Consider the following 26,019-nt stretch of genomic DNA (forward strand, 5'->3'; position numbering starts at 1 on the left):
TGCTCCTCCGTCGGATATAACCTGAACTTGTAGGTTATCATTTCGCTTCCTGCCTCTCCATATGATAGCTATATTATAAAAACCTACCCACCCACCTCCCCTGCTGTATCCTACCTTTGAAAAAGTAGGAATTAGCAGCAACGTCTTCTTAAAGGTATATCTCTTGACAACGAGATGTGCCAGCTCATGAGCGATGACATATTTTAACACCTCTCCCTGTGCTCCTGAACCGTAAACTCTAAGAAATTAAACCTGTCTAAGATCCCTTTTAGCTCCTCGTTGAGCTCGGCAACCTCCCTTAAGGCATTTGAAAGGTTTTCTGGAAGCCTCCTAACGTCCTTGGTCACCTCCTCCCATAACAGACCTCTCCGCAAGTTGTAAGTGTGATAAACCTCTTTTTCAGCTTCCTTTTCAGCAACATCCCTGTCTAACTTAAATTTCTCAATAAACTCCTTCTTTTTCTCCTCAAACTCGCCCCTCCAGACGTCACTCATCCTTTTCATGAGAAGCAGGACGAGAATGAACTTGTAATCGGTTGCAGTCCTGATGATGTCCGCCGCCTTATCAACGAGGGCGTTAAGCTCCCCCCTCGAATCCAACGGCTTCTGAAATAACGTGCGTTGGGTCATCCAATCACCGCATAATAGGCAACCTTCATCATTTTCCTTTTTCACCCATAAATATGCCCTCTTCCCAAAGCCCAAGCCATTGCCTGGGATGCTTCAAGCGGAGCATAAAATTTCTTAAGACATTAGTATCATGTAGCATTTCTTACAAAAGTAGGTGACTTTATTAAGATGGTCTCCCACTTTATGGTGAGGTTTGAGGTGCGAGGATGAGGCTCAGGAAAGGGGTGCTCCCGTTCGCTGCGATCGTCGGGCAGGATCAAATGAAAAAGGCGTTGATATTTAACGCCATAAATCCGAGAATCGGAGGCGTCCTGATAAGGGGCGAGAAAGGCACTGCGAAATCAACTGCGGTGAGAGCACTGGCGGAACTCCTGCCAGAGATCGAGGTTGTGAAGGGCTGTCCGTTCAACTGCAACCCGCGAGACCCGACGGAGATGTGCGACGCCTGCTACGAGAGGTTTTTGCGAGGTGAGACGCTCGGGATTATGCGTCGTAAAATGACGGTCGTGGACCTCCCGCTGGGCGCCACCGAAGATAGGGTGGTCGGGACGCTGGACGTGGAGCGTGTGATCAAAGAGGGAATAAAAGCGCTGGAACCGGGCATTCTGGCGGCGGCGAACCGTGGGATTCTTTACATAGATGAGGTTAACCTGCTTGATGATCACGTTGCTGACGTTCTTTTGGATGCGGCGGCGCTCGGCGTGAACGTCGTGGAACGTGAAGGGATCTCCGTTGCACATCCTGCGAAGTTCATCCTCGTCGGCACAATGAACCCAGAAGAGGGCGAGCTCCGCCCGCAGCTCCTCGACAGGTTCGGGCTTCAGGTCGAGGTCGAGAGCATAGAAGACGTGGAGAAGCGTGTTGAGATCGCGAAAATCGCCGAGGAGTTCGAGCAGGACTCCGAGGGCTTCCGCCGGAAATACGAACGACAGCAGGGACTATTACGCTCGAAAATTCTGAAAGCGAAAGAATTGCTGAGCGACGTGAAGATAAGCGACGAGCTTTTACGCATAATCGCAGAGGCGTGCATCGAGCTTGGCGTGCGGACACATCGTGCGGAAATCACGACGGTGCGGACTGCGAAGACCATCGCCGCTTTTGAAGGACGGACTGAGGTTACGCTTGAGGACGTGGAGGAAGCCATGCAACTCGCACTCCCGCACCGCATGCGTAAAAAGCCCTTTGAGCCGCCGAGACTTGATGAAGAACGTCTTAAGGAGACGTTAAAACAGGCACAAGAAAAACATGACCACAAACATCAAAAGGCGGATGAGCCTGAAAAACGAGAACAACAGCAACAAGAGGAGGAAAGCGGAGGTGAGCACCATAAACATGAGCATGAGTCTCGGGAACAAAGTAGCGGACAGCCTACGGAGGAGTATTTGTTCGGCGTGGGCGAGCCTGTAGACACGAGCCAAATTTCTTTTAAGCGAAGGAAGCCGCCGCTCGGCGTGAAAAGTGGCAGGAAGCTTGAAACTTTCTCGACGAGGGGCAAATACGTCGGGTATCGCATCCCGAAACGCATGCCTCCGAGCATGAACGTCGCTCTTGACGCTACGATAAGAGCCGCTGCACCAAAGCAGAAAGAGCGTCGGGGCGGGAAAAACGCCATCTTGATAGAAATGGAAGATATAAGAGAGAAAGTTTTCAAGAGAAAGGCGTCCGCCGCCGTCGTCTTCGTGGTGGACGCCAGCGGCTCGATGGCAGCAATGCGAAGAATGGAGGCGGCGAAGGGTGCCGTGCTTTCGCTGCTGCTTGACTCCTATAAGAGCAGAGATCGGGTAGGGCTCGTAGCTTTCAGGGGCGCATCCGCAGAGGTTCTACTGCCGCTGTGTTCGAGCGTGGATCTTGCGTTGAAGCAGCTCGAGGAACTCCCGACTGGCGGGAGGACGCCCCTCGCCGCAGGTTTCGAACTTGGACTCCGCATGCTTGCCGCCGAAGGGCAGAAACACAACGCAGACGCAAAAATGCTTGTCCTCGTCTCCGACGGCAGAGCGAACGTTCCTTTATGGGGTGGCGATATATACGAGGAGCTGGCGACGCTCGCAGAGCTCGCCCATAAGGAGAATATTTACGTCGTCGTCATAGACACGGAGGCGGCTGAAGGGAGCTTGATGACCGTGGCAACGGAAATAGCTACGGCGGCGATGAATGGACAGCAGAACTTTAAGCTCGGCTATTGCCGCGAAATCGCCGAACTCTCAGGCGGCAGCTACTACTCGCTCTCACAGCTCTCCTCTGAGGAGATAAGCGGAATAATTTCTAACGAGATGTGGCGGCTTTAGATGCACTTCTATTTAGGAAGATGTTGCTACTACTCCCCTCCTTAAGGAGGCGGCAGCAGGGGAGATGGGTAGGAAAGTATTTATATACTTGCGTTCTATGAATATGTGACGAAGCTGTGGGTATAACCTGCGGTCAGGAGCTGCGTGCTCAGCTCGAAGGGGAGCGCCGCAGCAATCGGGCACACTCCCCAACCTCGTGCATCCGTCGGATGCCCCTTCAGTGAGGGGAGGAGGTCACGCAGCCGCCTCTAAAAACCGTCTTTTAACAAACTTCTTATCCAACGATGCTAAGAACCAGCCGGCCCTTGGTCCCGACGGCTTCCCTAAGAGCGCAATGTAAACCGCCCGGAAGGCGTCGGTGCCTTTTATCCCGGCGCCCTTCGCCGCTGCATAAATGGCGTCGTGCAGCTCCTCCGCCGTCATGCCCTCCTTGAGCATCGAAGCCAACGCCTGCAGCGCCGTTTTCTGCTCTTCGGTCAGCGTCTTCGCTTCCGGCGGCAGCGCCGTCTTCAGCTCGAACTTCATGCTCTCGGGCGCAAAACGTTGCAGCCAGCGCTCCGCATACCTCGCTTTCCTCGCAAACGCCTCTTTGTCCTTGACGGCGTAGCCGCTCCGCTCCGCCGCTGCCCTCACTAACGAAAGATTCACTTCCTCGGAGTGTGGACGCCGCCCCAGTTGGACGAGCATCACCATGTGCCTAAACGGAACCTCGTCCGCTGCAAATCTCCGCTCGTACTCATCAATTATGCTGAGAAGCCCTAGCGACGGGTCGAACTCGATGTGGCGCTCGGGTTTCGTCCTCAGAATCGCATACTTTAAAATTTCGGGCGGAACGACCTCCAGAATCTCTTTCACTGGGATATTGACGCCTGCAGAACTCGACATCTTCGCCAGCTGCCCCCCTAACTTCAGGATGATGTGCTCGAAGGGAATGGGGAACGGCGGCTCGTAGCCGTAGATTTCCTTGGAGATGCGGACGCCGGTGTCGTAGGAGCCGCCCGCCACCGCATGGTCCTTACCGAAAGGTTCAACCGTGACGCCTAAAATCTTCCAGCGTGCCGCCCAGTCCACACGCCACGTCAGCTTCCCGCCGCCCTTGAAAGAGGCGAAGCCGCCATGCCCACACTCGCACTCGTAAAACGCACCGTCAGCATCGAATCCCTTAACCTTCGTCGTCGTGAGGCGCCCGCAACTCTCGCATATCGGGTTGAACGGGCTCCAGTCCTCGGGAGACCGCCGCTTTGTAGCCTCATCGATTATCCTCTTTATATCAGCACGCTGCTCCAACGCCGTTTTTATTGCGTCGGCGTATGCGCCACGCTTGTAAAGCTCGTCCGCTCTGTAAAGCTTTATTTTTATACCAAGCTCCTCCAAAGATTCCAAAAACGGGTTAAGAAAATGCTCTGCGTAGTTTTTACAGCAACCTTCAGGGTCAGGAATCTCAGACAGCGGCTTCCCGATGTGCTTCTCATAGCCCTCTGGCAAAAATCGGTAACGGCGCCGCAGCGGGTCATAGGTGTCTCCCACGTATATCATTTCGGCATCTACGCCTTGCTTCAAAAGTGCATTACGAACGGCATCCGCTATTATTATTTCACGGAGGTTTCCGATGTGGATATGTCCCGAAGGTGTTATTCCCGTAGCTACGACGTGCTTTTTTGCGCTACGCCGCTTGAACACCTCCTCAGCTATTTCCTCCGCCCAATGTTTGGTAGTCTTCTCGCCGCTCATCACCGTCACCTGCTATTCGCCGCTATTGAAGAAAAGATTTTCTTGAGAGAAGCCGCAAGAGCCTCGACGCCCGCCCGCACTTCGGGCGAAACTTCGGCGCTGAAAGACGTGTTTTTGGGCTGTATTCCTACCACTATAACCTCACAGCCGTATTGCATCCTGATGTATTTTGCAAGCACATTTAAAGAGACGGTATGTGTTGAGGGCGTCCCTTCCATGATTTCGCCCTCTCCAATGACCCTCGCCTCGCCCGCATAGCCACTGAAATCTGCAGCGTCCACAAAAATAACATGCGATGGCTTTAGCTCCCTCAGAATACCAGTGAAGTTCTCAGGGGCGGCACCTACCGCAAAGCTCTTTACCTCGATTCCACACTCGAAACCCTTAAGGCGTTCGGCTACGAGCCGCCCAGCGGCATCGTCGCCCCGAAGCTCATTGCCCACGCCGAACACGACTACGCTGCGGGCGTTCTTTAGCCGCACCACTAACGTGCTTTCAAACTCAGAGCCTTCGCTCCCCACTGCAAGGAGATTATATGATAAAAATTAAGGGGTTGTCGGATTACAGCCCAATGGTGTAGCAAACTGCAAATCTATCACTCCCACCACCAACTAACGCCCCTTGAACTTCGGTTCTCTCCTCTCCAAGAATGCTTTTATACCCTCCTCCACGTCTTCAGTCTGGAAGCAAATGCTCTGCGCATGGACTTCATATTCCAAACCCGTCTTGATATCAGTGCCGAGCCCTTTGTTAATTGCGATTTTCGCAAGCCCGATAGCCACGGTTGGACCTTTTGCAAGGCGTAGCGCAAACGCTCTTGCTTCGTCCATGAGCTTGTCCTTCGGAACGACCTTATTCACCAAGCGTATCCTTTCTGCCTCCTTTGCGTCTATCATTTTGCCCGTAAATATCAGCTCTTTCGCCTTTCCGACTCCTACGATTCGGGGGAGGCGTTGCGTCCCGCCCATGTCGGGGACGAGCCCGACACGCACGTAAAACTCGCCGAACCCCGCATCTTCAGAAGCAATCCTGATATCGCACGCCAGCGTCAGGTCGCAACCTAAACCTAAAGCGTAGCCGTTAATCGCCGCAATTACAGGCTTCTCCATATCTTCAAGAGCGTTCAACGTGCCTTGCGCCCTTCTTATGAAGTCTCTTATCGCCGCTAAGCCCATTTTCTTGAACTCGTCGAGCATCGTGATGTCGATGCCCGAACTGAATGCGCGACCGGCGCCGGTTATGATTACGACTTTCACGTTGCGGTCAGAACGCACGTCGCTCACCGCAGCCGAAAGTTCCTCAAACATCTTCATGTTGAAGGCATTCAACGCTTTGGGGCGGTTCAGCGTGATCGTCGCCACCCCTTCATCATCTTTCTCCAGAAGAATCGTTTCCATGCTATCTCTTTTGATAATTATATTTTGTAAGATTATGGGAGGGCAAATAGTAGTGGCTGTGGGCGCCGTGATAAAAGACCGCCGTGGGAGAATTCTGCTCGTGAGGCACGTCCCCGAGCATAAAAGCTTCTGGTCCGGGAAGTGGATATGCCCCGGCGGGAGACTGAAATTGGGAGAAAGCATAGAGGATGGAATTTTGAGGGAAGTGGCAGAAGAAACGCACCTACATATAAAACTAACACGCCCTCTCATCCCGTTCGAGCGAATAGTCAAGGAGAATGACGAAACGAAGCTCCACGTCATTTATATAGATTATTTGGCGGAAGTTGTCGGCGGGGAGCTGAAGCCCGATGACGACGTTGGTGAGGCGCTTTGGGCGAGCAAAGAGGACATACTGCGGCTCTGGGACGAGCTTCATGAGGACACGAAAAAACTGCTGAAGATCGCGGGCGTTGTTGATTAGCACGGTGTTGCGTGTCGTGCTGCGGCATCATGCGGCGCCAGCGTATCCGACGAGCGGTGTAAAGCGGTCATCAGCCACGTGCGGCACTATAGCCTTCTCGTCAACCAACAAGCTCTATGGCGCCGGTTGGGCAGTGCTCAACGCATGCCCTGCAGAAAACTGGCGTTTTGAACGTCCGCTTGCACTTTTCAGGACTCACGAGCTTTATCACGCCGTCTTCAACACGAAGGACCACGGCGGCGTCGAACCTCGGACCCTTGCCTGCGGCGATTTCCTCGCTCGCCCTGTTCTCCTCGCAAACGACCACGCAGACGCCGCAACCTATACATCGCTCCTCCGTGATTATCAGCCCTGTTTCAGCCTTCTCGCCCGTCGGCAGCAACTCTTTTATCTTTTTGAGGTTCTCCGCAAACTCAGGCTTCAGCAACTCAGGGCAATCTTCGGGCCGCGCCTCCATCGAAGCGAGGGCGGCGGCAAAACCCATACAGATGTAACCACACTTCTTGCAGTTCGTCTTCGGCAGCAAGGTATAAATCTGAAACGGCGAAACCGGCATACTTCTCTTTTGGAAAGAATGTCAAAAAAACTTTGAGGAAATGACGAAAATCTGCAAGCTTGCCCGGTATAAGGACATAATTCCGGACTTTGACGGCTTCATGAAGGCAGCGCAACGAAAACTTCCGACGACAATACGAGTGAACACGCTCAAAACCACGACGAAAGAGGCGAAACGCAGGCTGCGGGAGAAAGGCATTGAGTTTCAGGAGTTTAGCTGGTATGCGCACGGGCTTCGTATTAAAGCCTCGATAAAAGCGCTCGCTTATGACTACCTCGTCGGGAACATCCACGGGCAAGAGGAAGTTTCGATGATTCCGCCGGTCGTCCTCGAGCCCAAAGCGGGCGAGCTTGTGCTGGACCTCTGTGCGGCGCCCGGCAACAAGACGACGCAAATCTCGCAAATCATGCAGAACAGGGGCTTCATCGTCGCTAACGATAAAAGTAGCGGCAAGGTCCCGGCGCTGCGCTGGAATTGCGAGCGGCTCGGCGTCGTGAACGTCGGAATCACGACGTTCGACGGCAGGAGTTTTCCCCTAAAAGTCAAATTCGACAAGATACTTGTTGATGCGCCTTGTTCTTGTGAGGGCAATGTGCGCAAGGACTGGAACGTCTTCGAGGGCGTGCCCCTCGGCGCGATTAAGAGCCTGAGTCGGCTGCAGAAGGGACTGATGCTGAGAGCCGTTCGTCTCTTAAAAAAAGGCGGCACGCTCGTGTATTCTACCTGCACTTTTGCGCCCGAAGAGAATGAAGAAGTCGTGGATTTCATCCTCAGCAGATTCGAGGGCCTGCGGCTGGAGCCCGTGAACGTCGCATTAAAACACGAGCATGGTGTGGAAGAGTGGCAAGGCAAGAAATTCAGCAGCGAAGTCCAGAAGTGCGCCCGCTTCTACCCGCATCTCAGCGACTCCGGTGGCTTCTTCGTGGCTAAGTTCAAGAAAGTGAGCTGAGAGCTCTGCCATCACACGTCACAAGTTGATATGAACAAATAACCACGTAACTTTGATTCATAATTTGGACTCTCCCAGCCTACACCTCGAATAAACGGACTCTTGTTAAGAGACTCCCCTGTGCATGAGGAGCGATTCTCCAAATTCAAATGCAACTCGTTCTTTATATTTCTCTCTTCTCTTCGTAGATTCCGGTGATTCTTTACCGTTTTACTTTGCTCTTCCACTATTCTCCTATGATTTGTATCGTTAGCCGTCTCGAGCGTGGTCCGTCGAGTTCCACGAAGAACACTCTTTGCCAAGTGCCGAGCTGTAGCTCACCATCGTTTATCGGTATAGCTTCACTGACGCCAAGGAGCATCGCCTGTATGTGCGCATGAGCGTTATCGTCAATTTCATCGTGCTTGTAGCCCGCACCTTTAGGCACGAGTTTTTGGAGCACGGAAAGCACGTCCTGCTTCAGCCGTCTCTCGTTCTCGTTTATCGCAACGGCAGCTGTTGTGTGCTTCGTGAACACAACGACAACGCCATTACGCACGCCGCTCCGCCGAACGACGCTTAAAATCTTTTCGGTCACATCCAAGATGTCCACAGGCGTCTCGCTCCGCACACCTATTTCTTCAACAAACACTTTCATGAATTCAAGTTGGGAAGGAAAAAAAATAGGAAGTTACCAGAACCTTGCGGTTTCTGTGAATCGGGCTTTGCCAGAGAGCATTTCCAAGAACATTTTTCTTGCAGCCTCGCTTGCCTTCAGCCCCTCTATAAGCATTTCACGACCCTTCACGTCGAAGGTCTTCGCCCGCATCTTCATGCCTAGCTCCAAATACTCGCCTATTTCCTCCTTGACGAGCCTGTCCCCCTCGCTAAGCGCCGCCTCGCTGACGTCGTCCTTTTCCAAGGCGTTCGCCACTGCCGTAGCTGCGTGCTCCCCGCCGACCATGCTCCAGTGTATGCCGGCGCCCGTCGCCGCAACAGTGTGCCCAGCGGCTTCACCTGCGAGTATCGCGCCGTTGTAGTGGGGTTTTGAGACAGTCCCAGGATAGAAAATCATGGACGGCTGCTCAAGGACGGTCTTCGCATTCTTCAGTTTCTCCGCCATTATTGGGTGGTGTTTGATCATGTAGCTGACCAGCTCCCGCAACGTCATCTTCATCTCCGCCATTTCGGAAAGCATGATGCCTGCCGCTACCGAGACCCCCTCTTTTTTCGGCGATATCCACATGTTTGCAGGATATTCCGGCGTTCCATAATAGCTCTCGAAAACATCCCCGATTTTCTCATCTATCTCCCTTTCAGGCATCGCCATGTGGAACGAATACTGAGCGGCGATTCTATCCAACTTTGTCTGAAGAAGTCCCAAGCGTCTTGCTACGAACGAGTAGAAGCCATCAGCGCCTATCACCACGCCCGCCTCAAGGTCTTCAGTCTTGCCTTTGGACTTTACAACCACGCCACGCACGAACCCCTCCTTTATTATTAGGTCGCTCACTCTGGTAAGCTCTCTCGTCTCAGCCCCTTTGTCGTGCGCCCACTCCACAAGCGCTTTATCAAAGCGGCTCCGCCACACGAACTTTCCTAAAGGCTCCTCGCTGAGAACCTTGACGTAATTGCCGGAGGGCGCGCAGAGAAAAGCACCCATAGCGTTCCTTTCAAAAGTCTCCTTAACTTTCTTGGGCAGGTCGAACCTCTCAAGTGTTATGCCCTGGACCACGCCGCCGCATGCTTTCTCTCTGTCAAACTTGAACTTCTCAAGGAGCAAAACGGAAAGCCCCTTCTCAGCAGTTATCCTCGCAGCGGTGGCGCCCGCAGGACCCCCGCCCACAACTATAACGTCATATCTCATGCCGACGCCTCCGCGGCTTCTACATCAGTCCCTAAGACTTCCTCAACTACCTCTATGGCGCCTTCCGGGCAGACGACCTCGCACGCATGGCATACCAAGCACAAATCCTTATCCGTAACCTTAGCAACGCTGCCTTCCACCACGAAACATCCACGGGAGCAGATTTTCACGCACAAGCCCTCGCCCTCGCATTTCTGCTCGTCTATCCTTATCTCCTTGGCTTTTATGGGGTAAGAAAGCCGTAGTCCCATACCAACCCCCAATCTTTCATAAAAATCGTTACATTTATAGTGTGCAGTTTTTTCTTCGCCGCCCGAAAATTGTTAAACATGAAGTTTATAGGCTCGCTCATAGGTAAAGACGCAAGCAAGGCTGAATATGGGATATTCGGGATTCCGTTTGACAAAAATTCGTTCATAAAGGGGGCTAAGGAGGGCGCTGCCGCCATACGTGCGGCGTCACACAGGCTTGAATCTTTTCTGTGGCGGCAGAAGCTTGAAGTTTCGATGGCACGTTTCTACGACTTTGGTGACGTGCGTGCTCTCAGCTACAAAAGATTGCATAAACGCCTGAACGCCCGCACAGGCAACTTTAAAGGACGTTTGATATTCTTAGGTGGCGACCACTCCGTGACGCTGCCCGTCGTGAAGAGTTTAACAGCGAAAACGGGAAAAGTGAAAGTAATCTCGTTCGATGCGCACGTCGACCTTCGGGATTCGTATCTGAAAAACAGGTTTTCAAATGCGTGCGTGATGCGACGTGTCGCCGAGGTCGTAGGCTTCGAAAACATCGCAGAGGTTGGCGTGCGTTCGTGTTCGCATGAGGAGTTCGGCATCATCCAGAGCGGCTCGTTGCACATTTACGGCGCTGATGTCACTAAAGGCGAAGGGCTCGGTCGTGTTGCTGAGGAACTTGCCGACTTCGCCGCTTCCGGCGGCATCGTGCACCTCTCTGTGGACATGGACGTGCTCGACCCGTGTTATGCGCCGGGCGTCGAAGACCCCGAACCCGAAGGACTTAGCGTCTCCGAACTGATTTATCTGATAAGGGAGATAATAAAAGCGGGGAATGTAGTTTCGTGTGATGTTGTAGAGGTGAATCCGAGGCTGGATGTAAATGAACTCACGAGCATCATCGCTGCGAAAATCGTCTTGGAAATCCTTGCATGCTTTTGGGAACGAGAGGCAGAAGGGTAGTTTTAACTATTATGAGTTGCTAAGCAGCAGGCTTAAGCGTGAGCTTGGAATCGCAAAGGCGGCTCGCAGCCGCGGCTACGACCTCGAAACCACGCCTGAGATAAAAGTAGCAAAAGACTTAGCCGAAAGAGTAGAGGCGCTCGTCGGGATAAGCGGCATAGCGGATAGAATAAGAGAGCTTGAGCGAGAGCATGGTAGAGAAGTTGCAGCGCTCAAAATTGGATTGGAAGTGGCTGAAGGTAAGTTTAAGAGGCATAGCTCCAAGATAGAGGCTGTCGAGGACGCCGTGCGGGTTGCGGTTGCTGTGCTCACCGAGGGCGTGGTTGCCGCTCCCATCGAGGGCATTTCAAGAGCTGCCGTAGGCAAAAACGACGATGGCACACAATACGTCCGAGTTTTTTATTCAGGCCCGATAAGGAGCGCCGGCGGCACCGCTCAGGCACTTTCTGTGCTCGTCGCCGACTACGTCCGCAGGGCGCTCGGTTTCTCGGAATACAAACCAAATGAGGAGGAAGTGGAGCGCTATGTCCTTGAAATTTCCATGTATCGCCGCTACAAAACGCTGCAATACACGCCGAGTGACGATGAAGTCCGCTTAATTGTCAGGAATTGCCCTGTCTGCATAGACGGCGAGCCGACCGAGGAGCAGGAAGTAGAGGGCTACAGAGACCTCAAAAGGGTCGAGACGAACAAGATAAGGGGAGGAATGGTGCTCGTCATCTCGGAGGGCATAGCGCTGAAGGCGCCGAAGCTGAAGAAGTATGTAGAGGCGCTCGGGATTGCGGGGTGGGGCTGGCTTGAAAAGATAAAGGGCAAAACAGGCGAGAGCGACGAGGCAAGCTTCTTGAAAGACATTATCGCAGGAAGACCGGTCTTAGCGCATCCCTCACGTAAGGGTGGCTTCCGCCTCCGCTACGGGCGTGCTCGCAACACGGGACTTGCAGCTATCGGCTTAAACCCCGCAACCATGGAGATTCTGGGCTTTACTGCTGTCGGCACGCAACTCAAAGTCGAACTTCCTGGGAAGGGCGCTTGCGTCGCCCCCGTGGACTCCATAGAGGGTCCGACGGTAAAAATAGGTGAAAGTGTAGTCCGTATAGACGGTGTCGAGGAAGCCTGCCACCTCAAGGACAAAATCACTGAGATTTTGGACTTAGGCGAGATTTTGATAGATTATGGCGATTTCCTCGAAAACAACCATGTTCTATTGCCCGCTGCCTACTCTCACGAGTGGTGGCTTGCGGAACTGGAAAGAGTCTCGAAGAAGGAGGCTTTACGTTTCAAGAGGAGGATGCCGACGCCCGAAGAGGCTGTTTTCCTCTCTGAGAGGTATGGAGTGCCTCTGCATCCGAAATACACGTTCCTCTGGGACGACCTTTCTCCTGAGGACAAAGCATTCTTCGCCGAGTTTATAGTCAAAAACGGGAATTTCAACGGCAAGAACTTACACATCCCTCATGAGAGGCGGGTAAAAAGGATATTAGAGGACTTGCTCGTCCCGCACAGGGTGAAAGATGGCATCATTTTTGTAGAGGACGCATTACCACTGCTGAAGTGCTTAAATATAGAGTCTGAAAACGGCAGGCTGAAAGCGAACTTAGCGTGGTTCGGCTCCTGCATAAACGTGAGGAACAAGGCGCCGACGAGGGTCGGAGCGCGAATGGGGCGTCCTGAAAAGTCTAAAGAGCGAAAGATGAAGCCAGCGCCGCATGTTCTCTTCCCACTTGGCGACTACGGCGGCGTCAACCGTTCGCTAAGAGAAGCTCTCGAAAAAAGCGAGAACGGGACGATTGTGGTTGAAATAGGGGCTTACCGCTGTTTAAAGTGCGGAGACGTTGCATTTTCGAGGGTTTGCGAGCGTTGCGGAGCTGCCACGAAGTTTGTGAGCAAGAAGCAACGCATTGACCTCGAAAGTATCGTAAGGCGAGCTTCTGAGCGCGTGGGTGTGCACATCGGCGATAACGAGAGAACCGAAATGAAGACCGTTAAGGGCGTCAAAGGCTTGATTTCAGAGGACAAGGCAGCGGAGCCTCTCGAAAAGGGTTTATTGCGGGCGAAGCACGGCGTCTTCGTCTTTAAGGACGGCACGATAAGATACGACCTCACGAACATGCCGCTCACACATTTCCTCCCGAGGGAAGTAGGGTTAGACGTCGAGACCGCCAAGGAACTAGGCTACACATACGATTATCTGGGAAGACCGCTGGAGAGCGATTGCCAGATTTTAGAGCTGAAGCAGCAGGACATCATCATTTCTGAGGACGCAGCTGAATACCTGTTGAAAGTCTCGAAGTTCGTGGACGAGCTTCTCGTGAAGTTCTACGGGCTCGAACCTTACTACAATGCGGAGAAGAAGGAGGACTTGATAGGGGCGCTCGTGATTGCGTTGGCGCCGCACACGTCTGCTGGCGTGCTCGCCCGCATCGTCGGCTTCACGAAGGCGCAGGTGTGCTACGCTCACCCATTTTTCCATGCAGCTAAGCGTCGTAACTGCCTGTATCCAAAAGAAAAGGTGCTAATTAAGGACAAAGAGGGCATCAAGCTTCTGGAAATTGAGAAGGTCGTTGAAAGCTACAAGCCTGACGAGATCGAGGTCCTTCACTACGACAGCAACGGTGGCGGGCGGCTCGTCTGGAGAAAGCCTAAGGACTTCGTCAAGCTGGAGGCGCCGGACAGGCTCGTGCGGGTGGAGACCGATTACGGGCGGCGCATCACCGTGACGCCCGATCACAAGTTTCTCGTCTTCGACGGAGAGCGGTTCGTCGAAGCTGAAGCCATGGACCTCTGCGTCGGCGACATCGTCCTCGCCGCCGCTAAAATCCCGACAGAAGACAGCGTTCACGAAATTCGCACGTTAGACGGCTTCCTGAAATCGAAGGATTGCGATGAGTACCGGGCGCACGGCTTGAAGTCCCTCATTCTGAAAAAGGTAAAAGCAAAAGGTATCAGCATTAGAAAGCTATGCGAATTCCTCAGAATTCCAACGTCCGCCATCTTCAAGGACTCCATTCCGCTGAGCGTTCTGCCGCAGCTTTCTGAAATTCTTGACCTGCGTCTCGAAGAGGCGGAGTTCAGAATCTCGCACCGCAAGAAGTTCATCGCAATACCCTCAAAAATTGAGCTTAGCGAGGAGTTGGGCTTCCTCGTCGGGATTTACCTCGCCAACGGGTTTGCGAGTTGCAATGGTGCGCTAAACCAAATTTCAATAGTGAACAAGGACGAAGAGCTTTTGAATTTCGTATCTGAGGTGTTTACGAGCGTTTTCGGCTACAAGCCCTCCATGCGGCGGCGGAGAGACGGCACTTACGTGCTCGTTGCTGGCGGAAAGCCGATTTACGAATTTTTCGTAAGCGTGCTTAGCGTGGGCAAGGGCGCACGGGACAAAAGAATTCCGTGGGCGGCGTTTAACAACCGGAAGTTCGCACTCGGCATTCTATCAGGATTCGTCTGCGGCGACGGGCATGTCGGCAAGGAGGTTTCAGTAACCTCAGTGAGCGAGGACCTCGTGAACGACCTCGTTTACCTCATGCTCACCCTGGGCGTGTTTCCGGGAATAAGCTACGAAACCCGCACGCCCACCGGCGAACCCTACCGAGAGCTCAAAGCCCGTATTTACAGCCGGGAGCTCGTAGAACAGCTGTTGAATCTCAGCTTGGTAGAAATCGGAAAAATTAAAGGGTTTAAAGCGATTCCCGAGCGACGAGGGGTCGTCCGTATGGAGGGAGCTGGCGACGCCATCCTCGTGCGTGTTCAAGGAATCGAGTGGGTCGAAAGCGGCTGCAAGCACGTTTATGACTTCGTGATCGATGGGAACAAGACGTTCGTTGGCGGTGTCGGCGGGCTGATAACCGTGGATTGCGATGGTGACGAGGACGCCGTCATGCTCCTGCTCGACGGCTTGCTGAATTTCTCCACGCATTTCCTCCCTGAGAAGCGAGGCGGCAAAATGGATGCTCCGCTTCTCCTCACGACTTGGATCAACCCCAAAGAAATAGACAAGGAGGCGCACAACGTCTCGATTTGCGAGAGGTATCCTTTGGAGTTTTACGAGGCGACGCTGCAGCTTAAAAGTCCGAAGGACGTGGACATTGAGATTGCGGCGGCAAAGCTCGAATGCGACGTCAGAGAGAGCGGCGCTTACGGCTTTTCGTTCACACATGACGTTTCCGATGTTCAGAATGCGCCGACGGTATCCCTTTACAGGAGCTTGGGGAGCATGAGTGAAAAGATGGAGGCGCAGCTGCGGCTTGCGAAAATGATAAGAGCTGTGGACGAAAGCGACGTCGCCGAACGCATCCTCATACATCATTTCATCCCCGACCTTAAGGGAAATTTGCGGGCGTTCGGCACGCAGGCGTTCCGCTGCACGCGGTGCAACGCCAAATACCGAAGACCGCCACTTGGCGGACGCTGCCGCAACTGCGGGAACAAGCTTGTGCCCACAGTCCACGCAGCGTCCGTCGCAAAATATCTGGACATGTCGCTCCACATCGCTAAAGAGTTCGCGGTCTCAGAATACACAAGGCAACGCCTCCTTCTCATTGAAAATGAAATCCGCTCGCTCCTTGATAACACGCAACGCTCGCTTTCAGAATTCGGAACAGGCGGACTGGAAAAGAAATAGTTTGCGGGCTCCAGCTATGGCGACGTAGCTGTAAGGGCATCGTAAACAACCCATGACTCCGCTTGACAAGCTTTAAATGACGAGACGACGCACTGCTTGCGGGCTGACATGAAGAGTGAACTACCCTCCCTATCGGAAGGGGCTTCCAGCGTTCAAGTAGGCTTTTCACCTATCTCCATGCTGGTTTGCGGGGTTCACAGCTCCGCCATTCCACAGTTATCATGGGAACTTCCCTGAAACTTGTGACGCTCCTCGAACGTTGCGACAAAGGCGTATTCGCCGACGACGAGATGATTTGCAGGAATCACGAGCCGTGCAGTAGTGCTCCAGCTGAAGTTTGCAAGAAGGACGAACGCGGAGACTCGAAGAGAACAGTGGCGCCGACAGGTTCACCAAGCTTGAGCCTGACCCTCGGGACGACAGATGCCGCCGCATTTCTCTTCATCCTGAATGTCGGCATGAAAACATCCCAGCCGCTGAGGACGATGTTCCACATGTCCAGCGTCCTGCTTTCGATGTCGTTTCTAAGGGGCTGCTACGGCGACGAGCAGCGGCGCGGCACGCTACGCAAGCGGAAGCCAAATTTAAACTAAAACGAAACGAGAAAACCATGCACGTGAGGATAGATGGCTCTTACGGCGAGGGTGGCGGTCAGATAGTAAGGACGGCGGTGGCGCTTTCTGCGGTCACGGGGAAGCCCGTTCGCATTGAGAAAATACGAGCGAATCGTCCGATTCCGGGGCTCGCAGCGCAGCATTTGAATGCGGTGGACACCGTCCGCCGAATATGCAACGCTGAAGTGAGGGGTTTGAAGCTGCGCTCTACTACGCTTGAGTTCTTACCCTCAAGGGTTGAGGGGGGGCGTCTTGAGATAAATATAGGGACGGCGGGCAGCATCACACTCCTCCTGCAATGCCTGATTCCCGCAGCGCTCTTCGCAGATGAGGCTACGAGCCTTAGAGTTGTAGGGGGGACGGACGTTGCGTGGTCGCCGCCCTTTGACTTCTACAAGAACGTTTTTTTGAAGGCGTTGCGAAAAATGAACTGCGAAGTTTCGCTGCGACTCCTACGACGTGGCTATTACCCAAAAGGCGGGGGGGTTGTCGAAGCGCACATTGAGCCGCTGAGCGGCGGGCTTAAGCGCTTCATCCTGACCGAGTTTGAGATGCGTAGCAACGAAGTCAAAGGAGTTTCGCACTGTGGCTCCTTGCCCAGGCACGTTGCGGAGCGGCAGGCGAGAGCCGCCGCTCGTGCCCTTGAGAGTCGTGGCTACGACGCCAGCATCGTAATCGAAACGGTAGAGACCCCATGCCCGGGGAGCGGCATCACTCTCTGGCAGGACTTTAAGGCAGGGGGCGCCCTCGGCGAGCGGGGAAAGCGGGCGGAAGCCGTCGGCGAGGAGGCTGCTGCTGCGATTCTAAGTGAGCTTGAGTCCAATGCCACCGTCGATGTTCATCTCGCGGACCAACTCGTGCCTTACATGGCGCTCGCCGCCGCCGACGGCGAGGTTTCGGAGATAAAAGTCAGAGAAGTGACAAAACACCTCGACACTAACATCTACATAACGCAGAAGTTCCTCGACGTGAAGTTTACCGTCGAAAAATTTAATGATACGTTCGTCGTGCGATGCGAGCCTTGAGATTAATGCGTGATCAACAGCAACTCCACCGCAGCTCGCCTCACGCTCGTAGTGGACAGCCAAATTAATTTTAACCGCTTTCAATCCTCCTTTTCATCTCCGCATATTTTATAAGAGTGATGAGCGCCTTAGCTCCTCGTTCGGGCGTGCTATACACAGGAACGCCCTCCTCTTCTAACTTAATTTTCTCTTTCAGCATAAGCTCGTGCGGGAAGCTCGTGCACATGATTAGTGGCTTCCCGTAACAGCGCCTCGCATCCACAATTTCCTCAGGCGGCAGCAAGAACGAGGGGTGGTACAAGTTGAAAATTATCAGGGCATCCACGCCGTCATCTGCTAAGACCGTCCTTACAACTTCCAGCCAGAGCCCCGCATCCCTGATGAACGCCATGTCCACTGGGTTCTCCCTTATCGTCAGTGGCGGCAGCAACCTTTTTAGCTTCTTTTCAGTAGCCTCAGAGAACCTCGCAAGCTGCAAGCCGCCGCTCGTGCACTCGTCCGTCAGTATTATGCCGGGGCCCGCCTGCGTCGAAATTATCGCAACCTTCCTGCCCTTCGGCAAGCAGTCCTGACACAACGAAAGTATCTTAGCAGCATCGAACAGCTCCTCGCAGCTATTAACCGTGACGACACCAGATTGGCGGAACGCAGCGTCGTAAAGCTTATATTCGCCCGCCATCGAGCCCGTGTGCGAGAGTGCCGCTCTCTCCACAGCTCTTGTTCGCCCTACCTTGTATGCAACGACAGGCTTCTTCTTTGCGACTCTTCTCGCTGCGTTCATCAGCTTCCTTGGCTCGTCTATGCCCTCAATATGCATAGCAATCGTATCCGTTTCATCGTCTTCCTCTAAATACTCTAAAATGTCGTAGAATTCCACATTGCATCTATTGCCAAGCCCCACAAGCTTGTTAAGCCCCACACCCTCGTTCATTGCCATGTAAGCAAAAATGTGGCAGACACCGCCGCTCTGCCCAACCATTGCGATACGCCCCTTCCGCAGCCCGTTGAAAACCGGCGAGAACGAGGCATTTATCACACCGACGTTGACGAATCCGAACGTATTCGGGCCTATAATCCTCATACCTGCCTCTTCTGCCAAGGCTGCAAGTTGCTCTTGTAGAAGCTCGCCGCCTGTGTCGACGTCACGCTCGGCGGCGCTCGCCTCTTTGAAGCCTCCTGTGATTATGACGGCGCCCTTGACGCCTTTCTCCGCACACTCACGAACTGCGGAAAGCACAGCGCTCGAGGGGACGACGACGATTGCGAGGTCCACGCTTCCTGGTATTTGCCTCACCGACTTGTAAGAGTTAATTCCTAAGATACGGCTGGCATGTGGGTTCACCACGTATATCTCCCCGTCAAATGCCTCCACCAAGCTTTTAACGCACTGGTGTCCCATCTTACGTTCATCAGGAGAGGCGCCGACCACGACCACCGAGCAGGGGTTGAAAACTTCATCAAGACTCATTGAAATCCCTATCTCTCCCATAATATTTCTGCTCTGCGTTTTACATGAAAATTAAATAACATCAGAGCGAAATTTTCTAAGGTGAAAAGATGCGTAACGTCGCCATAGTAGGGGCGGGGATAACGAAATTCGGCGTGCGGGAGGCGAGCTGGAAGGATCTCGTGCAGGAGGCAGGAAAAGCCGCATTCAAGGACGTGCCGAATCTTGATAAGAAAGAAGTGGATTCTCTCATCGTTGGGGCGGCGCAGCCCGAACGCTGGGCGTATCAGACGCATGTAGCGCCTCTTGTCGCCGAACTTCTTGGCTTGCGCCCGACGAGAGTCGTAGCGAGGACCGAAGTAGCTTGCGCCAGCGGGCAAGCTGCAATCAGGTATGCGTGGCTCGCGATCGCCACGGGGCTTAGCGATATCGCTTTCGTCATTGGCGTTGAAAAAATGACTTCCAAAAACATGGCTATAAGCCAGACGAGCATGATAAACGTCGCTAACCGAGAGTTCGATGGCCCCAGCGGAATGACGGCGCCGCCCTTCTTCGCAATGATCGCCCAGCGGCACATGCATGATTATGGCACGACAAGGGAGCAAATGGCGGTTGTTAGGGAGAAAAATTCCACTTACGGCTCCTATAACCCGTATGCGCAGTTCACGAAGCGATTTAGCGTCGACGCCGTGATAAATTCGAAAGTCGTTGCCCCGCCACTTTGTCTTTTCGATTGCTGCGGCATGACGGACGGCGCTGCCGCCGTCGTCCTTGCAGCTGAAGAAATAGCAAAAAAGCTCACAGACACGCCTGTCTGGATTATCGGCGGCACGCAGTGCGTCTTCGCCGCCGACACCGTCAACCAGATGGGCAACCTCAGCGAGTGGCCCGCCCTGAGGCGGGCGGCAAAAGAACTTTACAACATGCTCGGCATCGGACCTAGGGACATTGATTTCGCAGAGTTGCATGACTGCTTTACCATTAGCGAGATAATGGAGTATGAAGAGCTTGGTTTCTGCGAGAAAGGCGAAGGTGGAAAGTTCGTTGAGGAGGAGCGCAGCTACATCGGCGGTGACGTCGCCGTGAATCCCAGCGGCGGGCTCCTCAGCTTCGGGCACCCCCTCGGTGCCACAGGCGTCCGACAAGCTTGGGAGGTATTTACCCAGTTCAGGGGCAGCGTCCCCAAGGAAAGATACGTCGGCAGCAACGCCAGAATAGCCGTCACTCATAACCTGAGCGGGCTGGCATCCCTCCACCACATAATGGCTTACAGCATCGAGAAGCGGAAGGAAATAAAATTAGGGGGGTGAAACGATGGTCAAGTCGATACGCATACCCGCCACCATACCCTTCCCGCCACTCTTAGACCTCTGGGAGCAGCAGGACGAAAAAGGTCCGGATGCGACGAGAATTTACCAATTCTACAAGAATTTGGCGGAGGGGCGTTTCACGACTACGAAGTGCAAGGATTGTGGAAAGTTGTTATACCCACCTGTGGCGGTCTGCAGCGAGTGCTTGAGCGAAAATCTCGAGTGGGTGGATATTCCTAAGGTCGGGGAGGTTTATGCATTCACGGAGGTGCGGGCGGGCGCCCCCTTGCAGTTCCAGGACACGGTGCCGTTTATAATAGCCATAGTGAGGTTCGGCGATTATCCAAAGAATGGCATCCAAGTGAGTGGTATAATGTTCGACCTGAGTTCCGAGGAGGTAAAAATCGGCACGAAAGTAGAATGGGAGCCTCTTGAAATATTGGGACCTGGAGAGATGAGGAGATACTGGTATTGCTTCAAAAAGGCATGACGCCCCGTCTATGTCCTCATAGAACCCAGGAGATTTCGCCTCTCTATTTATCCTTTATTTGTAAAATAGTTTGCAAATCGTTTCTAATTTTTTATTCAAGCCTTTGAAACGTATTTTATCGTCAGGGTTTTTATTTCGAAGACATTCAAGCCGCAGTAAGTCTTATATATTGCCCTAACGCATGAAAAGATGTGAGGGGAGAGCATTGTTTGAATACATCAGTTTAATCAGCCTTGAATTGCTCGGCAAGATTTTCTTGGGCTTGCTCATAGTGTTCTTCACACTCCTTACCGTAATTCTACTTGCAGGCTATATTGCGCTTAGAACCGGGAGAATACTCTTTCCCAACTTCATATCTTTCATGATAGACTTGTTATACGAGCCCGCAAAACGGATAATTTCGTTCTTCAAAATAGATTCTGAGCTGGTTGATAGGATAAGCGTGGAGCTCAAGAACTGCATAAATTACGCAGATTTTGCGACAGTGCCAACGGAGGAGCGAGTTTTGCTGCTGCCGCAGTGCATGCGCTCGCTTGAGTGCCCTGCGAAGTTGAGTTCCGTGGACGGATTCCACTGCGTAGAATGCGGGCGATGCGAGATTGCGAGGATAAATGCAGCGTGCAAGAGGTTGGGAATAAGAGTATTCGTCGTGCCGGGCGGGACTTTTGCGAAGCGAGTGCTTATCTCAGCGAGACCAAGAGCGGTAGTGGGCGTCGCTTGTTACCCGAACCTCCATGAGGGCATGCTGAACGCAAAGCTCGCAGGCATACCGGCGCAGGGCGTCCCCTTAAAGAAGACAGGCTGCATCAATACCATTGTTGATTTTGACGAGCTGCTCATAAAATTGTTTGCGGGCACCGACGGCGAGGTTGAAAAGGCGGGGGAGGTAGCATGGCGCTGAACATCTATATCGTCCTGGGGCAAATATTCGTAACGCTGCTTTTCATATTCTTAGTTTTGGCGATTGCTGCCGCCGCCATCGGCGCATACATATACAAATACAAGCGGTTCCTGTTCCCGAAGCTTGCGTTCTCGCTGATAACGTTCTTTTACAGACCGCTGAAGACGCTTCTCGGCAGCCTGCGCATCAACCCGAACGTCGTGGACGAGGTGCAAATTACGCTGTTGAATCATGCTTACCGAGAAAAATATGCAGCAACGCCCTTCGAGCGGCGCATTCTGTTCCTGCCGCAATGTCTCCGCGATATAGACTGTCCGGCGATGACGAAGCCAGGCGAGGGTATTTTGTGCAGGCGGTGTGGACGGTGCAACATCGCTGAAATCATGGAGATCTGCGAGCGGCACGGAATTATGGTGAGTATAGCGCCCGGCGGCGAGTTCGTGAAGCGTGTTGTCAAAGACAGAAAGCCAGAGGCGGCGCTCGGCGTTGCGTGCCATAAGGACCTCCACGAGGTAATGAGATACGTGACGGCGAAGGGCATTCCGATGATCGGGGTGCTTCTCGCGAGGGCGGGCTGTATAATGACCGATGTCAACTGGGACAAAGTAAAAGAGGAACTCCTGTTGACTCCTGAGATGCTGGCTCAGAATCATGCTTAAGATAGAAGGCGACTGCACGGGCTGCGGCTACTGCGAGATGGTATGCCCGAGCGGAGCCATTACGGTGTGGGGGCGTGCTGAAATAGATGTGAAGAATTGCGTTGGATGTTTAAGATGCATGGGGGTATGCCCAACACGCTTGATATCCGCCGAGAATATGACATTATAGTTATAGGCGCGGGTATAGGCGGGCTGCTCGCCGCAGCGCTCCTCTGCAAGCATTTTAAAACGTTAGTTCTTGAGAAGTTGTCATTTTTAGGAGGGAGGTTTTCGAGCTTCAATTACAAAGGATACGAGCTTCCCACAGGAGCTCTACACGTAATACCCCACTCAAAAGGTGTTTTCGCAAGAGCCTTAAAAGCCATAGGTATTCATGGAAAAACATCGGAAGCATGGGCTGAGTTCCTCTGGGAAGACCGCCGCCATAGGGTTTCAAACTTGTTAACCGCATTCAAAACGTTTAAATCACATGAGGCAAGAGAGTCTTTCATAAAGGTTATTGCTTCAGCTTTTTTCGGCATCCACACGGAATACACGTCATTTGGCGAATTTTTAGGGAAGTTTAGAAATGAAGAACTTTACAAATGCTTTAAGGCGCTCATAGGTTTTTCGATGAGTGCTCCGCTCGAAAAAGTTTCCAAAAGTGAAGGGATGCGTTTCATAAGGAACATAGTGCTGCTGGGCAAGCCCCTCTTCCCTGAAAACGGATGTAAAGGAGTTGTTGAGAGGTTTAAGCAAGTAATTATTGAGAGCGGTGGAGAAATATTAACACAAGTCCCTGTAAATGGAATATTAGTTCAAAGCGGTGAGATTCGCGGCGTATCTGCAAGCATCGGCGACGAGCAGATGGAAATAAAGTGCAGATGCGTAGTCAGTAATGCAAGCCCGTCGGAGACGCTCAGGATGATGAGCGAGAAAGACGCAGTCTCGGAACTTTTGAGGCGTGCGGGCTCCGTCGAAGCTGCCGAAGGCATAACGATATGCGTCAGCAGCTCCGAAAAGCTTTTTAGGAGCTGCGAAGTTGTGCTCACACCTTCAGCAAGACGTATTTCTGGATTAATACAATACGAACAGCCACTGGCACCTAAGGGCAAATACTTGCTGCTGACGCATCAGGTGTTCAGGGGCGGCGACGTGCGGAAAGAAATAGAGCTTGGTGTCGAAGATTTGAAAGAGTTGCTGCCGCATTTTGAGGACAATTGCGAAATTCTTGGCGCGCACACCTTCAGGGACGACTGGCCTGTGAATTGGGCGATACAAGGCGAGGATTTCGATGTAAGGCTGCCAGTAAGAGGTCTTTACATGGTGGGAGACGGTTGCAAAGCCCGTGGCAGAATAATGACCGAAGGTATCGCTGCGGGCGTGCTGAAAGTCGTTAGGAGGGTGAAGAAGGACTTAGCTGGATAGGGGTCCCTCTAATCAATTCCCCTTGACAATTTCTATCTTATGTCCTCTTATGCACATCCTATGAGACCTTTTTACTATCGCCTTTAAGGAAATTACGCTCAAGTCAAGAGTTTTAGACATAGCGTTTATGGAATTCCGCCCGGCGGCGATTAAATCCATCACTGGCTTCTCTAAATATTCAAACTGTTTATCATCCATGTAAGCAACGTCCACTAGGTCCGCGAACTCCTTGAGGGAACACTGGAAATTCGTTACCACGTTGGAATAGGAAGTATGATACTCCATCACTGGCTTCTTCCCAGGCTCCGGCGCCCGCCAGCGGCTCTCCAGCAGCCCACACCTCATAAGAATGTGCAGCCCATCCTTCACATCCTCGCCAAGCTCCCGCCTCAGCTCCTCCTCAGTTTTCCAGCCGTTGCTTAATTCTTCAAATATCCTCCTGTATTCGGTGAACAGGAATATGCGCAGTAAGGGAACAAAGTCCGCAGGGTCGCTTATTATTCTCGTCCTCTTCACCATGTTTATATCTTCGTATTTAACAAAAATAAACTTTTTGCGTCCTACCTTCTCCATCGTCGTTATGTTTTTATAACCGCCCTTTAAACAAAGGAGTGGGTGGCAAGATGAAAATCAACGGCGTTGAAATCGAAGATACTTTTGCGGAGGCGTTTCCGATAAAGGTTGCACGGGTTTTGATAACTGCGGTGAATGAGAGGTGGGCGAGAGTCGCCGCCGCTGAAACCACAGGCTTCGGGACGTCTGTAATAATGTGCCCGGCGGAGGCCGGCGTCGAGCGGCTGGCGACGTCTGAGGAGACGCCCGACGGACGCCCGGGGATTTACATCCAGATATGCACGCCAAGCTTCAAAACGTTGGAGGAGCAGCTCCTCGCGAGGCTTGGGCAGTGCACGCTGACGTGCCCGACGACCACCGCCTTCAATGGCCTTCCCGACGCCGAAAAGCAGTTCAATGTGGGGTTCAAGCTTAAATTCTTTGGAGACGGCTTCGAGAGCGCCGAGGAAATTTACGGGCGTAAGATGTGGCGGGTGCCACTGATGGAAGGCGACTTCCTCGTGGAGGAGAATTTCGGCGCCTGCGACGGCGTCGCCGGTGGCAATTTTTTCATCCTCGCAAAGGAGCAGATGCCCGCACTCATAGCGGCAGAGAACGCAGTCGCCGCCATAGAGCGAGTTGAGGGCACAATCACGCCGTTCCCGGGCGGCATTGTCGCCTCGGGCTCGAAGGTCGGTTCCGCAAAATACAAATTCATGCGAGCTACGACGAACGAGAAGTTCTGCCCGACGCTTCGGGACAAAGTAGATGCCTCACAAATCCCTGAGGGCGTGAGCGGCGTTTACGAAATTGTGATTAACGGGATTAGCGAGGACGCTGTGCGAAAAGCGATGCGTGCCGGGATACTCGCAGCGGTCAAGGTGCCAGGCGTCGTGAAAATCACCGCCGGCAACTATGGCGGTAAGCTCGGAAAGTATCAAATACCTCTGCACGAGATCCTTTAATTTTAATTCCTTATTTTGCTGAATAACGAGCATGCTTGTGTTTTCAGGCGGGACGGGCACGCCGAAGCTCCTCATCGGCTTAAAAGACGTCTTTGACGAGTCTCAGCTGAGTGTCGTTGTAAATACGGCGGAAGATGTTTGGGTTTCTGGGAACCTCGTCTGTCCCGATGTAGATTCGGTGCTTTACGCCCTTTCGGGGAGGATAGATGAGGAGCGCTGGTGGGGCGTGAAAGATGATACCTTCACGACGCACGAAGTCCTGAGAAGGCTGGGCTACGAGGAAATGCTGAAGATAGGCGATACCGACCGTGCGACGCACATCTTGCGAAGCGAACTTTTACGGGCGGGAAGGTCTCTGACGGAGGCGACGCAAATACTGGCAGAAAGGTTGCGGGTGCGGGCAAAAGTCATCCCAATGACTGACGACAGGGTGGAAACGCTCATACGCACCACAGAAGGAAAAATGCACTTTCAGGAGTTTTGGGTTCTGCGACGGGGCGAGCCTGAGGTCTTAGGCGTCGAGTTTAAGGGTATGAACGAAGCAAAGCCGAGCGCTGCATTTTTAAGAGAGCTTCGCAAGGCGTTCGTCGTTCTAATAGGTCCGAGCAATCCGATAACGAGCATAGGTCCAATTTTACGACTACGTGGGATTAGAGAAGCACTGAAAAACAAGTTCGTCGTTGCAGTCTCCCCGATTATTGGGAAAAAGGCAATAAGCGGTCCTGCGGCGAAGTTGATGCGGGCGTGCGGCTATGAAGCCTCTGCGCTCGGCGTTCTCAGGTGCTATGCGGATTTTCTTGATGTTCTCGTCGTAGATGTCCGAGATGAGCTTGTCAGAGGCAAAAAAGAAGTGGACGGCGTGCGACTTCTGGCGGCGGATACCGTCATGAATGACGTAAAACGCTGCGAATGCCTCGCAGAATTCATATTAGACATCGTAGAGGCAGAGAGACTACTTCCCAAGAGGACTTGA

General features: G+C 52.9%; 26 protein-coding genes. 15 read left to right on the top strand and 11 right to left on the bottom strand.

Translation table 11 applies throughout. From position 1 onward, the window contains the following. Positions 1-210: hypothetical protein (locus ACXJJA_RS03395; RefSeq protein ID WP_456486822.1), on the bottom strand; the 210-nt coding region annotated here is incomplete at its 3' end. After that, the gene (locus tag ACXJJA_RS03400) at positions 204-629 is read right to left on the bottom strand and encodes a type I restriction-modification system subunit M N-terminal domain-containing protein (RefSeq protein ID WP_456486823.1); all 426 of its coding nucleotides are present in this window, start codon (positions 627-629) and stop codon (positions 204-206) included. The genes ACXJJA_RS03395 and ACXJJA_RS03400, both read right to left, overlap by 7 nt. A 206-nt stretch (positions 630-835) precedes the next feature. On the opposite strand from ACXJJA_RS03400, the gene ACXJJA_RS03405 reads away from it, so the two are divergent. Beyond that, positions 836-2,914: a putative cobaltochelatase gene (locus ACXJJA_RS03405; protein WP_456486824.1), complete on the top strand. Its 2,079-nt coding sequence runs from the start codon at positions 836-838 to the stop codon at positions 2,912-2,914. A 234-nt stretch (positions 2,915-3,148) separates the two neighbouring features. Here ACXJJA_RS03405 and lysS read toward each other — a convergent pair whose 3' ends face one another. The 3 genes from lysS to ACXJJA_RS03420 form a co-directional block, all read right to left on the bottom strand. Continuing rightward, complete coding sequence (gene lysS, locus ACXJJA_RS03410; protein ID WP_456486904.1) at positions 3,149-4,645, bottom strand: lysine--tRNA ligase; 1,497 nt, start codon at positions 4,643-4,645, stop codon at positions 3,149-3,151. A 5-nt stretch (positions 4,646-4,650) separates the two neighbouring features. Next, entirely contained in the window at positions 4,651-5,166 is a 516-nt protein-coding gene (gene hycI / locus ACXJJA_RS03415) for a hydrogenase maturation peptidase HycI (protein ID WP_456486825.1), read from the bottom strand. 90 nt (positions 5,167-5,256) lie between these two features. Beyond that, complete coding sequence (locus ACXJJA_RS03420) at positions 5,257-6,042, bottom strand: enoyl-CoA hydratase/isomerase family protein (RefSeq protein ID WP_456486826.1); 786 nt, start codon at positions 6,040-6,042, stop codon at positions 5,257-5,259. Between the two features lie 34 nt (positions 6,043-6,076). Between ACXJJA_RS03420 and ACXJJA_RS03425 the strand changes: the two genes are divergently transcribed. After that, positions 6,077-6,505, top strand: coding sequence for an NUDIX domain-containing protein (locus ACXJJA_RS03425; protein WP_456486827.1), 429 nt, complete (start codon positions 6,077-6,079; stop codon positions 6,503-6,505). A 100-nt stretch (positions 6,506-6,605) separates the two neighbouring features. On the opposite strand, the gene ACXJJA_RS03430 is transcribed toward ACXJJA_RS03425, so the two are convergent. Further along, positions 6,606-7,061 (bottom strand): (Fe-S)-binding protein, encoded by a 456-nt coding sequence (locus tag ACXJJA_RS03430; RefSeq protein ID WP_456486828.1) that lies wholly within the window; start codon positions 7,059-7,061, stop codon positions 6,606-6,608. 40 nt (positions 7,062-7,101) lie between these two features. Here ACXJJA_RS03430 and ACXJJA_RS03435 point away from each other — a divergent pair, with 40 nt between their 5' ends. Continuing rightward, positions 7,102-8,010, top strand: coding sequence for an NOL1/NOP2/sun family putative RNA methylase (locus tag ACXJJA_RS03435; RefSeq protein ID WP_456486829.1), 909 nt, complete (start codon positions 7,102-7,104; stop codon positions 8,008-8,010). A 226-nt stretch (positions 8,011-8,236) separates the two neighbouring features. Here the strand turns inward: ACXJJA_RS03435 and ACXJJA_RS03440 are convergent, their stop codons facing one another. Genes ACXJJA_RS03440 through ACXJJA_RS03450 form a run of 3 tightly spaced genes read right to left on the bottom strand, consistent with a single transcriptional unit; the run spans position 8,237 to position 10,107 of the window. Further along, positions 8,237-8,647, bottom strand: coding sequence for a secondary thiamine-phosphate synthase enzyme YjbQ (locus tag ACXJJA_RS03440; RefSeq protein WP_456486830.1), 411 nt, complete (start codon positions 8,645-8,647; stop codon positions 8,237-8,239). 33 nt (positions 8,648-8,680) lie between these two features. Next, complete coding sequence (locus tag ACXJJA_RS03445) at positions 8,681-9,856, bottom strand: NAD(P)/FAD-dependent oxidoreductase (RefSeq protein WP_456486831.1); 1,176 nt, start codon at positions 9,854-9,856, stop codon at positions 8,681-8,683. After that, the gene (locus ACXJJA_RS03450; protein ID WP_456486832.1) at positions 9,853-10,107 is read right to left on the bottom strand and encodes an ATP-binding protein; all 255 of its coding nucleotides are present in this window, start codon (positions 10,105-10,107) and stop codon (positions 9,853-9,855) included. Before ACXJJA_RS03450 ends, ACXJJA_RS03445 begins: the two co-directional genes overlap by 4 nt. Before the next feature lie 78 nt (positions 10,108-10,185). Here ACXJJA_RS03450 and speB point away from each other — a divergent pair, with 78 nt between their 5' ends. The 4 genes from speB (at position 10,186) to rtcA (ending at position 17,315) form a co-directional block, all read left to right on the top strand. Then, positions 10,186-11,052: an agmatinase gene (gene speB, locus ACXJJA_RS03455; protein ID WP_456486833.1), complete on the top strand. Its 867-nt coding sequence runs from the start codon at positions 10,186-10,188 to the stop codon at positions 11,050-11,052. After that, the gene (polC, locus tag ACXJJA_RS03460; RefSeq protein ID WP_456486834.1) at positions 10,973-15,676 is read left to right on the top strand and encodes a DNA polymerase II large subunit; all 4,704 of its coding nucleotides are present in this window, start codon (positions 10,973-10,975) and stop codon (positions 15,674-15,676) included. Before speB ends, polC begins: the two co-directional genes overlap by 80 nt. A 221-nt stretch (positions 15,677-15,897) precedes the next feature. Further along, a complete protein-coding gene (locus ACXJJA_RS03465) occupies positions 15,898-16,269 on the top strand; it encodes a hypothetical protein (protein ID WP_456486835.1) in 372 nt (123 codons plus the stop codon). A gap of 17 nt (positions 16,270-16,286) precedes the next feature. After that, positions 16,287-17,315: an RNA 3'-terminal phosphate cyclase gene (gene rtcA / locus ACXJJA_RS03470; RefSeq protein WP_456486836.1), complete on the top strand. Its 1,029-nt coding sequence runs from the start codon at positions 16,287-16,289 to the stop codon at positions 17,313-17,315. Positions 17,316-17,385: 70 nt separating this feature from the next. Here rtcA and ACXJJA_RS03475 read toward each other — a convergent pair whose 3' ends face one another. Beyond that, positions 17,386-18,804 (bottom strand): acetate--CoA ligase family protein, encoded by a 1,419-nt coding sequence (locus ACXJJA_RS03475; RefSeq protein ID WP_456486837.1) that lies wholly within the window; start codon positions 18,802-18,804, stop codon positions 17,386-17,388. A 68-nt stretch (positions 18,805-18,872) separates the two neighbouring features. On the opposite strand from ACXJJA_RS03475, the gene ACXJJA_RS03480 reads away from it, so the two are divergent. The 6 genes from ACXJJA_RS03480 to ACXJJA_RS03505 all read left to right on the top strand — a co-directional run bounded on the left by ACXJJA_RS03480 (position 18,873) and on the right by ACXJJA_RS03505 (position 23,529). After that, positions 18,873-20,072, top strand: a complete 1,200-nt coding sequence (locus tag ACXJJA_RS03480) for a thiolase C-terminal domain-containing protein (RefSeq protein WP_456486838.1) — start codon at positions 18,873-18,875, stop codon at positions 20,070-20,072. A gap of 4 nt (positions 20,073-20,076) precedes the next feature. Next, positions 20,077-20,562, top strand: coding sequence for a Zn-ribbon domain-containing OB-fold protein (locus tag ACXJJA_RS03485; protein WP_456486839.1), 486 nt, complete (start codon positions 20,077-20,079; stop codon positions 20,560-20,562). A 181-nt stretch (positions 20,563-20,743) separates the two neighbouring features. Beyond that, on the top strand, positions 20,744-21,463 hold the full coding sequence (locus ACXJJA_RS03490) for a DUF116 domain-containing protein (protein WP_456486840.1): 720 nt from the start codon (positions 20,744-20,746) through the stop codon (positions 21,461-21,463). After that, entirely contained in the window at positions 21,454-22,122 is a 669-nt protein-coding gene (locus tag ACXJJA_RS03495; RefSeq protein WP_456486841.1) for a DUF116 domain-containing protein, read from the top strand. The genes ACXJJA_RS03490 and ACXJJA_RS03495 overlap by 10 nt, the downstream gene beginning before the upstream one ends. After that, positions 22,115-22,291, top strand: a complete 177-nt coding sequence (locus ACXJJA_RS03500) for a 4Fe-4S binding protein (RefSeq protein ID WP_456486842.1) — start codon at positions 22,115-22,117, stop codon at positions 22,289-22,291. The genes ACXJJA_RS03495 and ACXJJA_RS03500 overlap by 8 nt, the downstream gene beginning before the upstream one ends. Beyond that, on the top strand, positions 22,237-23,529 hold the full coding sequence (locus ACXJJA_RS03505) for an NAD(P)-binding protein (protein WP_456486843.1): 1,293 nt from the start codon (positions 22,237-22,239) through the stop codon (positions 23,527-23,529). The genes ACXJJA_RS03500 and ACXJJA_RS03505 overlap by 55 nt, the downstream gene beginning before the upstream one ends. 12 nt (positions 23,530-23,541) lie before the next feature. Here the strand turns inward: ACXJJA_RS03505 and ACXJJA_RS03510 are convergent, their stop codons facing one another. After that, positions 23,542-24,048 (bottom strand): ArsR family transcriptional regulator, encoded by a 507-nt coding sequence (locus tag ACXJJA_RS03510; protein WP_456486844.1) that lies wholly within the window; start codon positions 24,046-24,048, stop codon positions 23,542-23,544. 104 nt (positions 24,049-24,152) lie between these two features. On the opposite strand from ACXJJA_RS03510, the gene fhcD reads away from it, so the two are divergent. Both fhcD and cofD read left to right on the top strand, forming a co-directional pair. Next, positions 24,153-25,046, top strand: a complete 894-nt coding sequence (gene fhcD / locus ACXJJA_RS03515; RefSeq protein ID WP_456486845.1) for a formylmethanofuran--tetrahydromethanopterin N-formyltransferase — start codon at positions 24,153-24,155, stop codon at positions 25,044-25,046. A 31-nt stretch (positions 25,047-25,077) separates the two neighbouring features. After that, positions 25,078-26,019, top strand: coding sequence for a 2-phospho-L-lactate transferase (gene cofD / locus ACXJJA_RS03520; protein WP_456486846.1), 942 nt, complete (start codon positions 25,078-25,080; stop codon positions 26,017-26,019).

The organism is Candidatus Alkanophaga liquidiphilum (assembly GCF_053996935.1).

What these genes read in the sequence shown, in the direction of transcription:
- ACXJJA_RS03435 (WP_456486829.1), top strand. Translation starts at nt 7,102, where the DNA reads ATGACGAAAATCTGCAAGCTTGCCCGGTATAAGGACATAATTCCGGAC.
- ACXJJA_RS03495 (WP_456486841.1), top strand. Translation starts at nt 21,454, where the DNA reads ATGGCGCTGAACATCTATATCGTCCTGGGGCAAATATTCGTAACGCTG.
- cofD (WP_456486846.1), top strand. Translation starts at nt 25,078, where the DNA reads ATGCTTGTGTTTTCAGGCGGGACGGGCACGCCGAAGCTCCTCATCGGC.
- ACXJJA_RS03450 (WP_456486832.1), bottom strand. Translation starts at nt 10,107, where the DNA reads ATGGGACTACGGCTTTCTTACCCCATAAAAGCCAAGGAGATAAGGATA.
- ACXJJA_RS03465 (WP_456486835.1), top strand. Translation starts at nt 15,898, where the DNA reads ATGGGAACTTCCCTGAAACTTGTGACGCTCCTCGAACGTTGCGACAAA.
- ACXJJA_RS03510 (WP_456486844.1), bottom strand. Translation starts at nt 24,048, where the DNA reads ATGGTGAAGAGGACGAGAATAATAAGCGACCCTGCGGACTTTGTTCCC.
- lysS (WP_456486904.1), bottom strand. Translation starts at nt 4,645, where the DNA reads ATGAGCGGCGAGAAGACTACCAAACATTGGGCGGAGGAAATAGCTGAG.
- ACXJJA_RS03475 (WP_456486837.1), bottom strand. Translation starts at nt 18,804, where the DNA reads ATGGGAGAGATAGGGATTTCAATGAGTCTTGATGAAGTTTTCAACCCC.
- ACXJJA_RS03400 (WP_456486823.1), bottom strand. Translation starts at nt 629, where the DNA reads ATGACCCAACGCACGTTATTTCAGAAGCCGTTGGATTCGAGGGGGGAG.
- ACXJJA_RS03490 (WP_456486840.1), top strand. Translation starts at nt 20,744, where the DNA reads ATGAAAAGATGTGAGGGGAGAGCATTGTTTGAATACATCAGTTTAATC.
- ACXJJA_RS03430 (WP_456486828.1), bottom strand. Translation starts at nt 7,061, where the DNA reads ATGCCGGTTTCGCCGTTTCAGATTTATACCTTGCTGCCGAAGACGAAC.
- ACXJJA_RS03480 (WP_456486838.1), top strand. Translation starts at nt 18,873, where the DNA reads ATGCGTAACGTCGCCATAGTAGGGGCGGGGATAACGAAATTCGGCGTG.
- ACXJJA_RS03405 (WP_456486824.1), top strand. Translation starts at nt 836, where the DNA reads ATGAGGCTCAGGAAAGGGGTGCTCCCGTTCGCTGCGATCGTCGGGCAG.
- rtcA (WP_456486836.1), top strand. Translation starts at nt 16,287, where the DNA reads ATGCACGTGAGGATAGATGGCTCTTACGGCGAGGGTGGCGGTCAGATA.
- ACXJJA_RS03425 (WP_456486827.1), top strand. Translation starts at nt 6,077, where the DNA reads ATGGGAGGGCAAATAGTAGTGGCTGTGGGCGCCGTGATAAAAGACCGC.
- ACXJJA_RS03445 (WP_456486831.1), bottom strand. Translation starts at nt 9,856, where the DNA reads ATGAGATATGACGTTATAGTTGTGGGCGGGGGTCCTGCGGGCGCCACC.
- ACXJJA_RS03505 (WP_456486843.1), top strand. Translation starts at nt 22,237, where the DNA reads ATGCATGGGGGTATGCCCAACACGCTTGATATCCGCCGAGAATATGAC.
- polC (WP_456486834.1), top strand. Translation starts at nt 10,973, where the DNA reads ATGAACTCACGAGCATCATCGCTGCGAAAATCGTCTTGGAAATCCTTG.
- ACXJJA_RS03440 (WP_456486830.1), bottom strand. Translation starts at nt 8,647, where the DNA reads ATGAAAGTGTTTGTTGAAGAAATAGGTGTGCGGAGCGAGACGCCTGTG.
- ACXJJA_RS03485 (WP_456486839.1), top strand. Translation starts at nt 20,077, where the DNA reads ATGGTCAAGTCGATACGCATACCCGCCACCATACCCTTCCCGCCACTC.
- speB (WP_456486833.1), top strand. Translation starts at nt 10,186, where the DNA reads ATGAAGTTTATAGGCTCGCTCATAGGTAAAGACGCAAGCAAGGCTGAA.
- ACXJJA_RS03420 (WP_456486826.1), bottom strand. Translation starts at nt 6,042, where the DNA reads ATGGAAACGATTCTTCTGGAGAAAGATGATGAAGGGGTGGCGACGATC.
- ACXJJA_RS03500 (WP_456486842.1), top strand. Translation starts at nt 22,115, where the DNA reads ATGCTTAAGATAGAAGGCGACTGCACGGGCTGCGGCTACTGCGAGATG.
- fhcD (WP_456486845.1), top strand. Translation starts at nt 24,153, where the DNA reads ATGAAAATCAACGGCGTTGAAATCGAAGATACTTTTGCGGAGGCGTTT.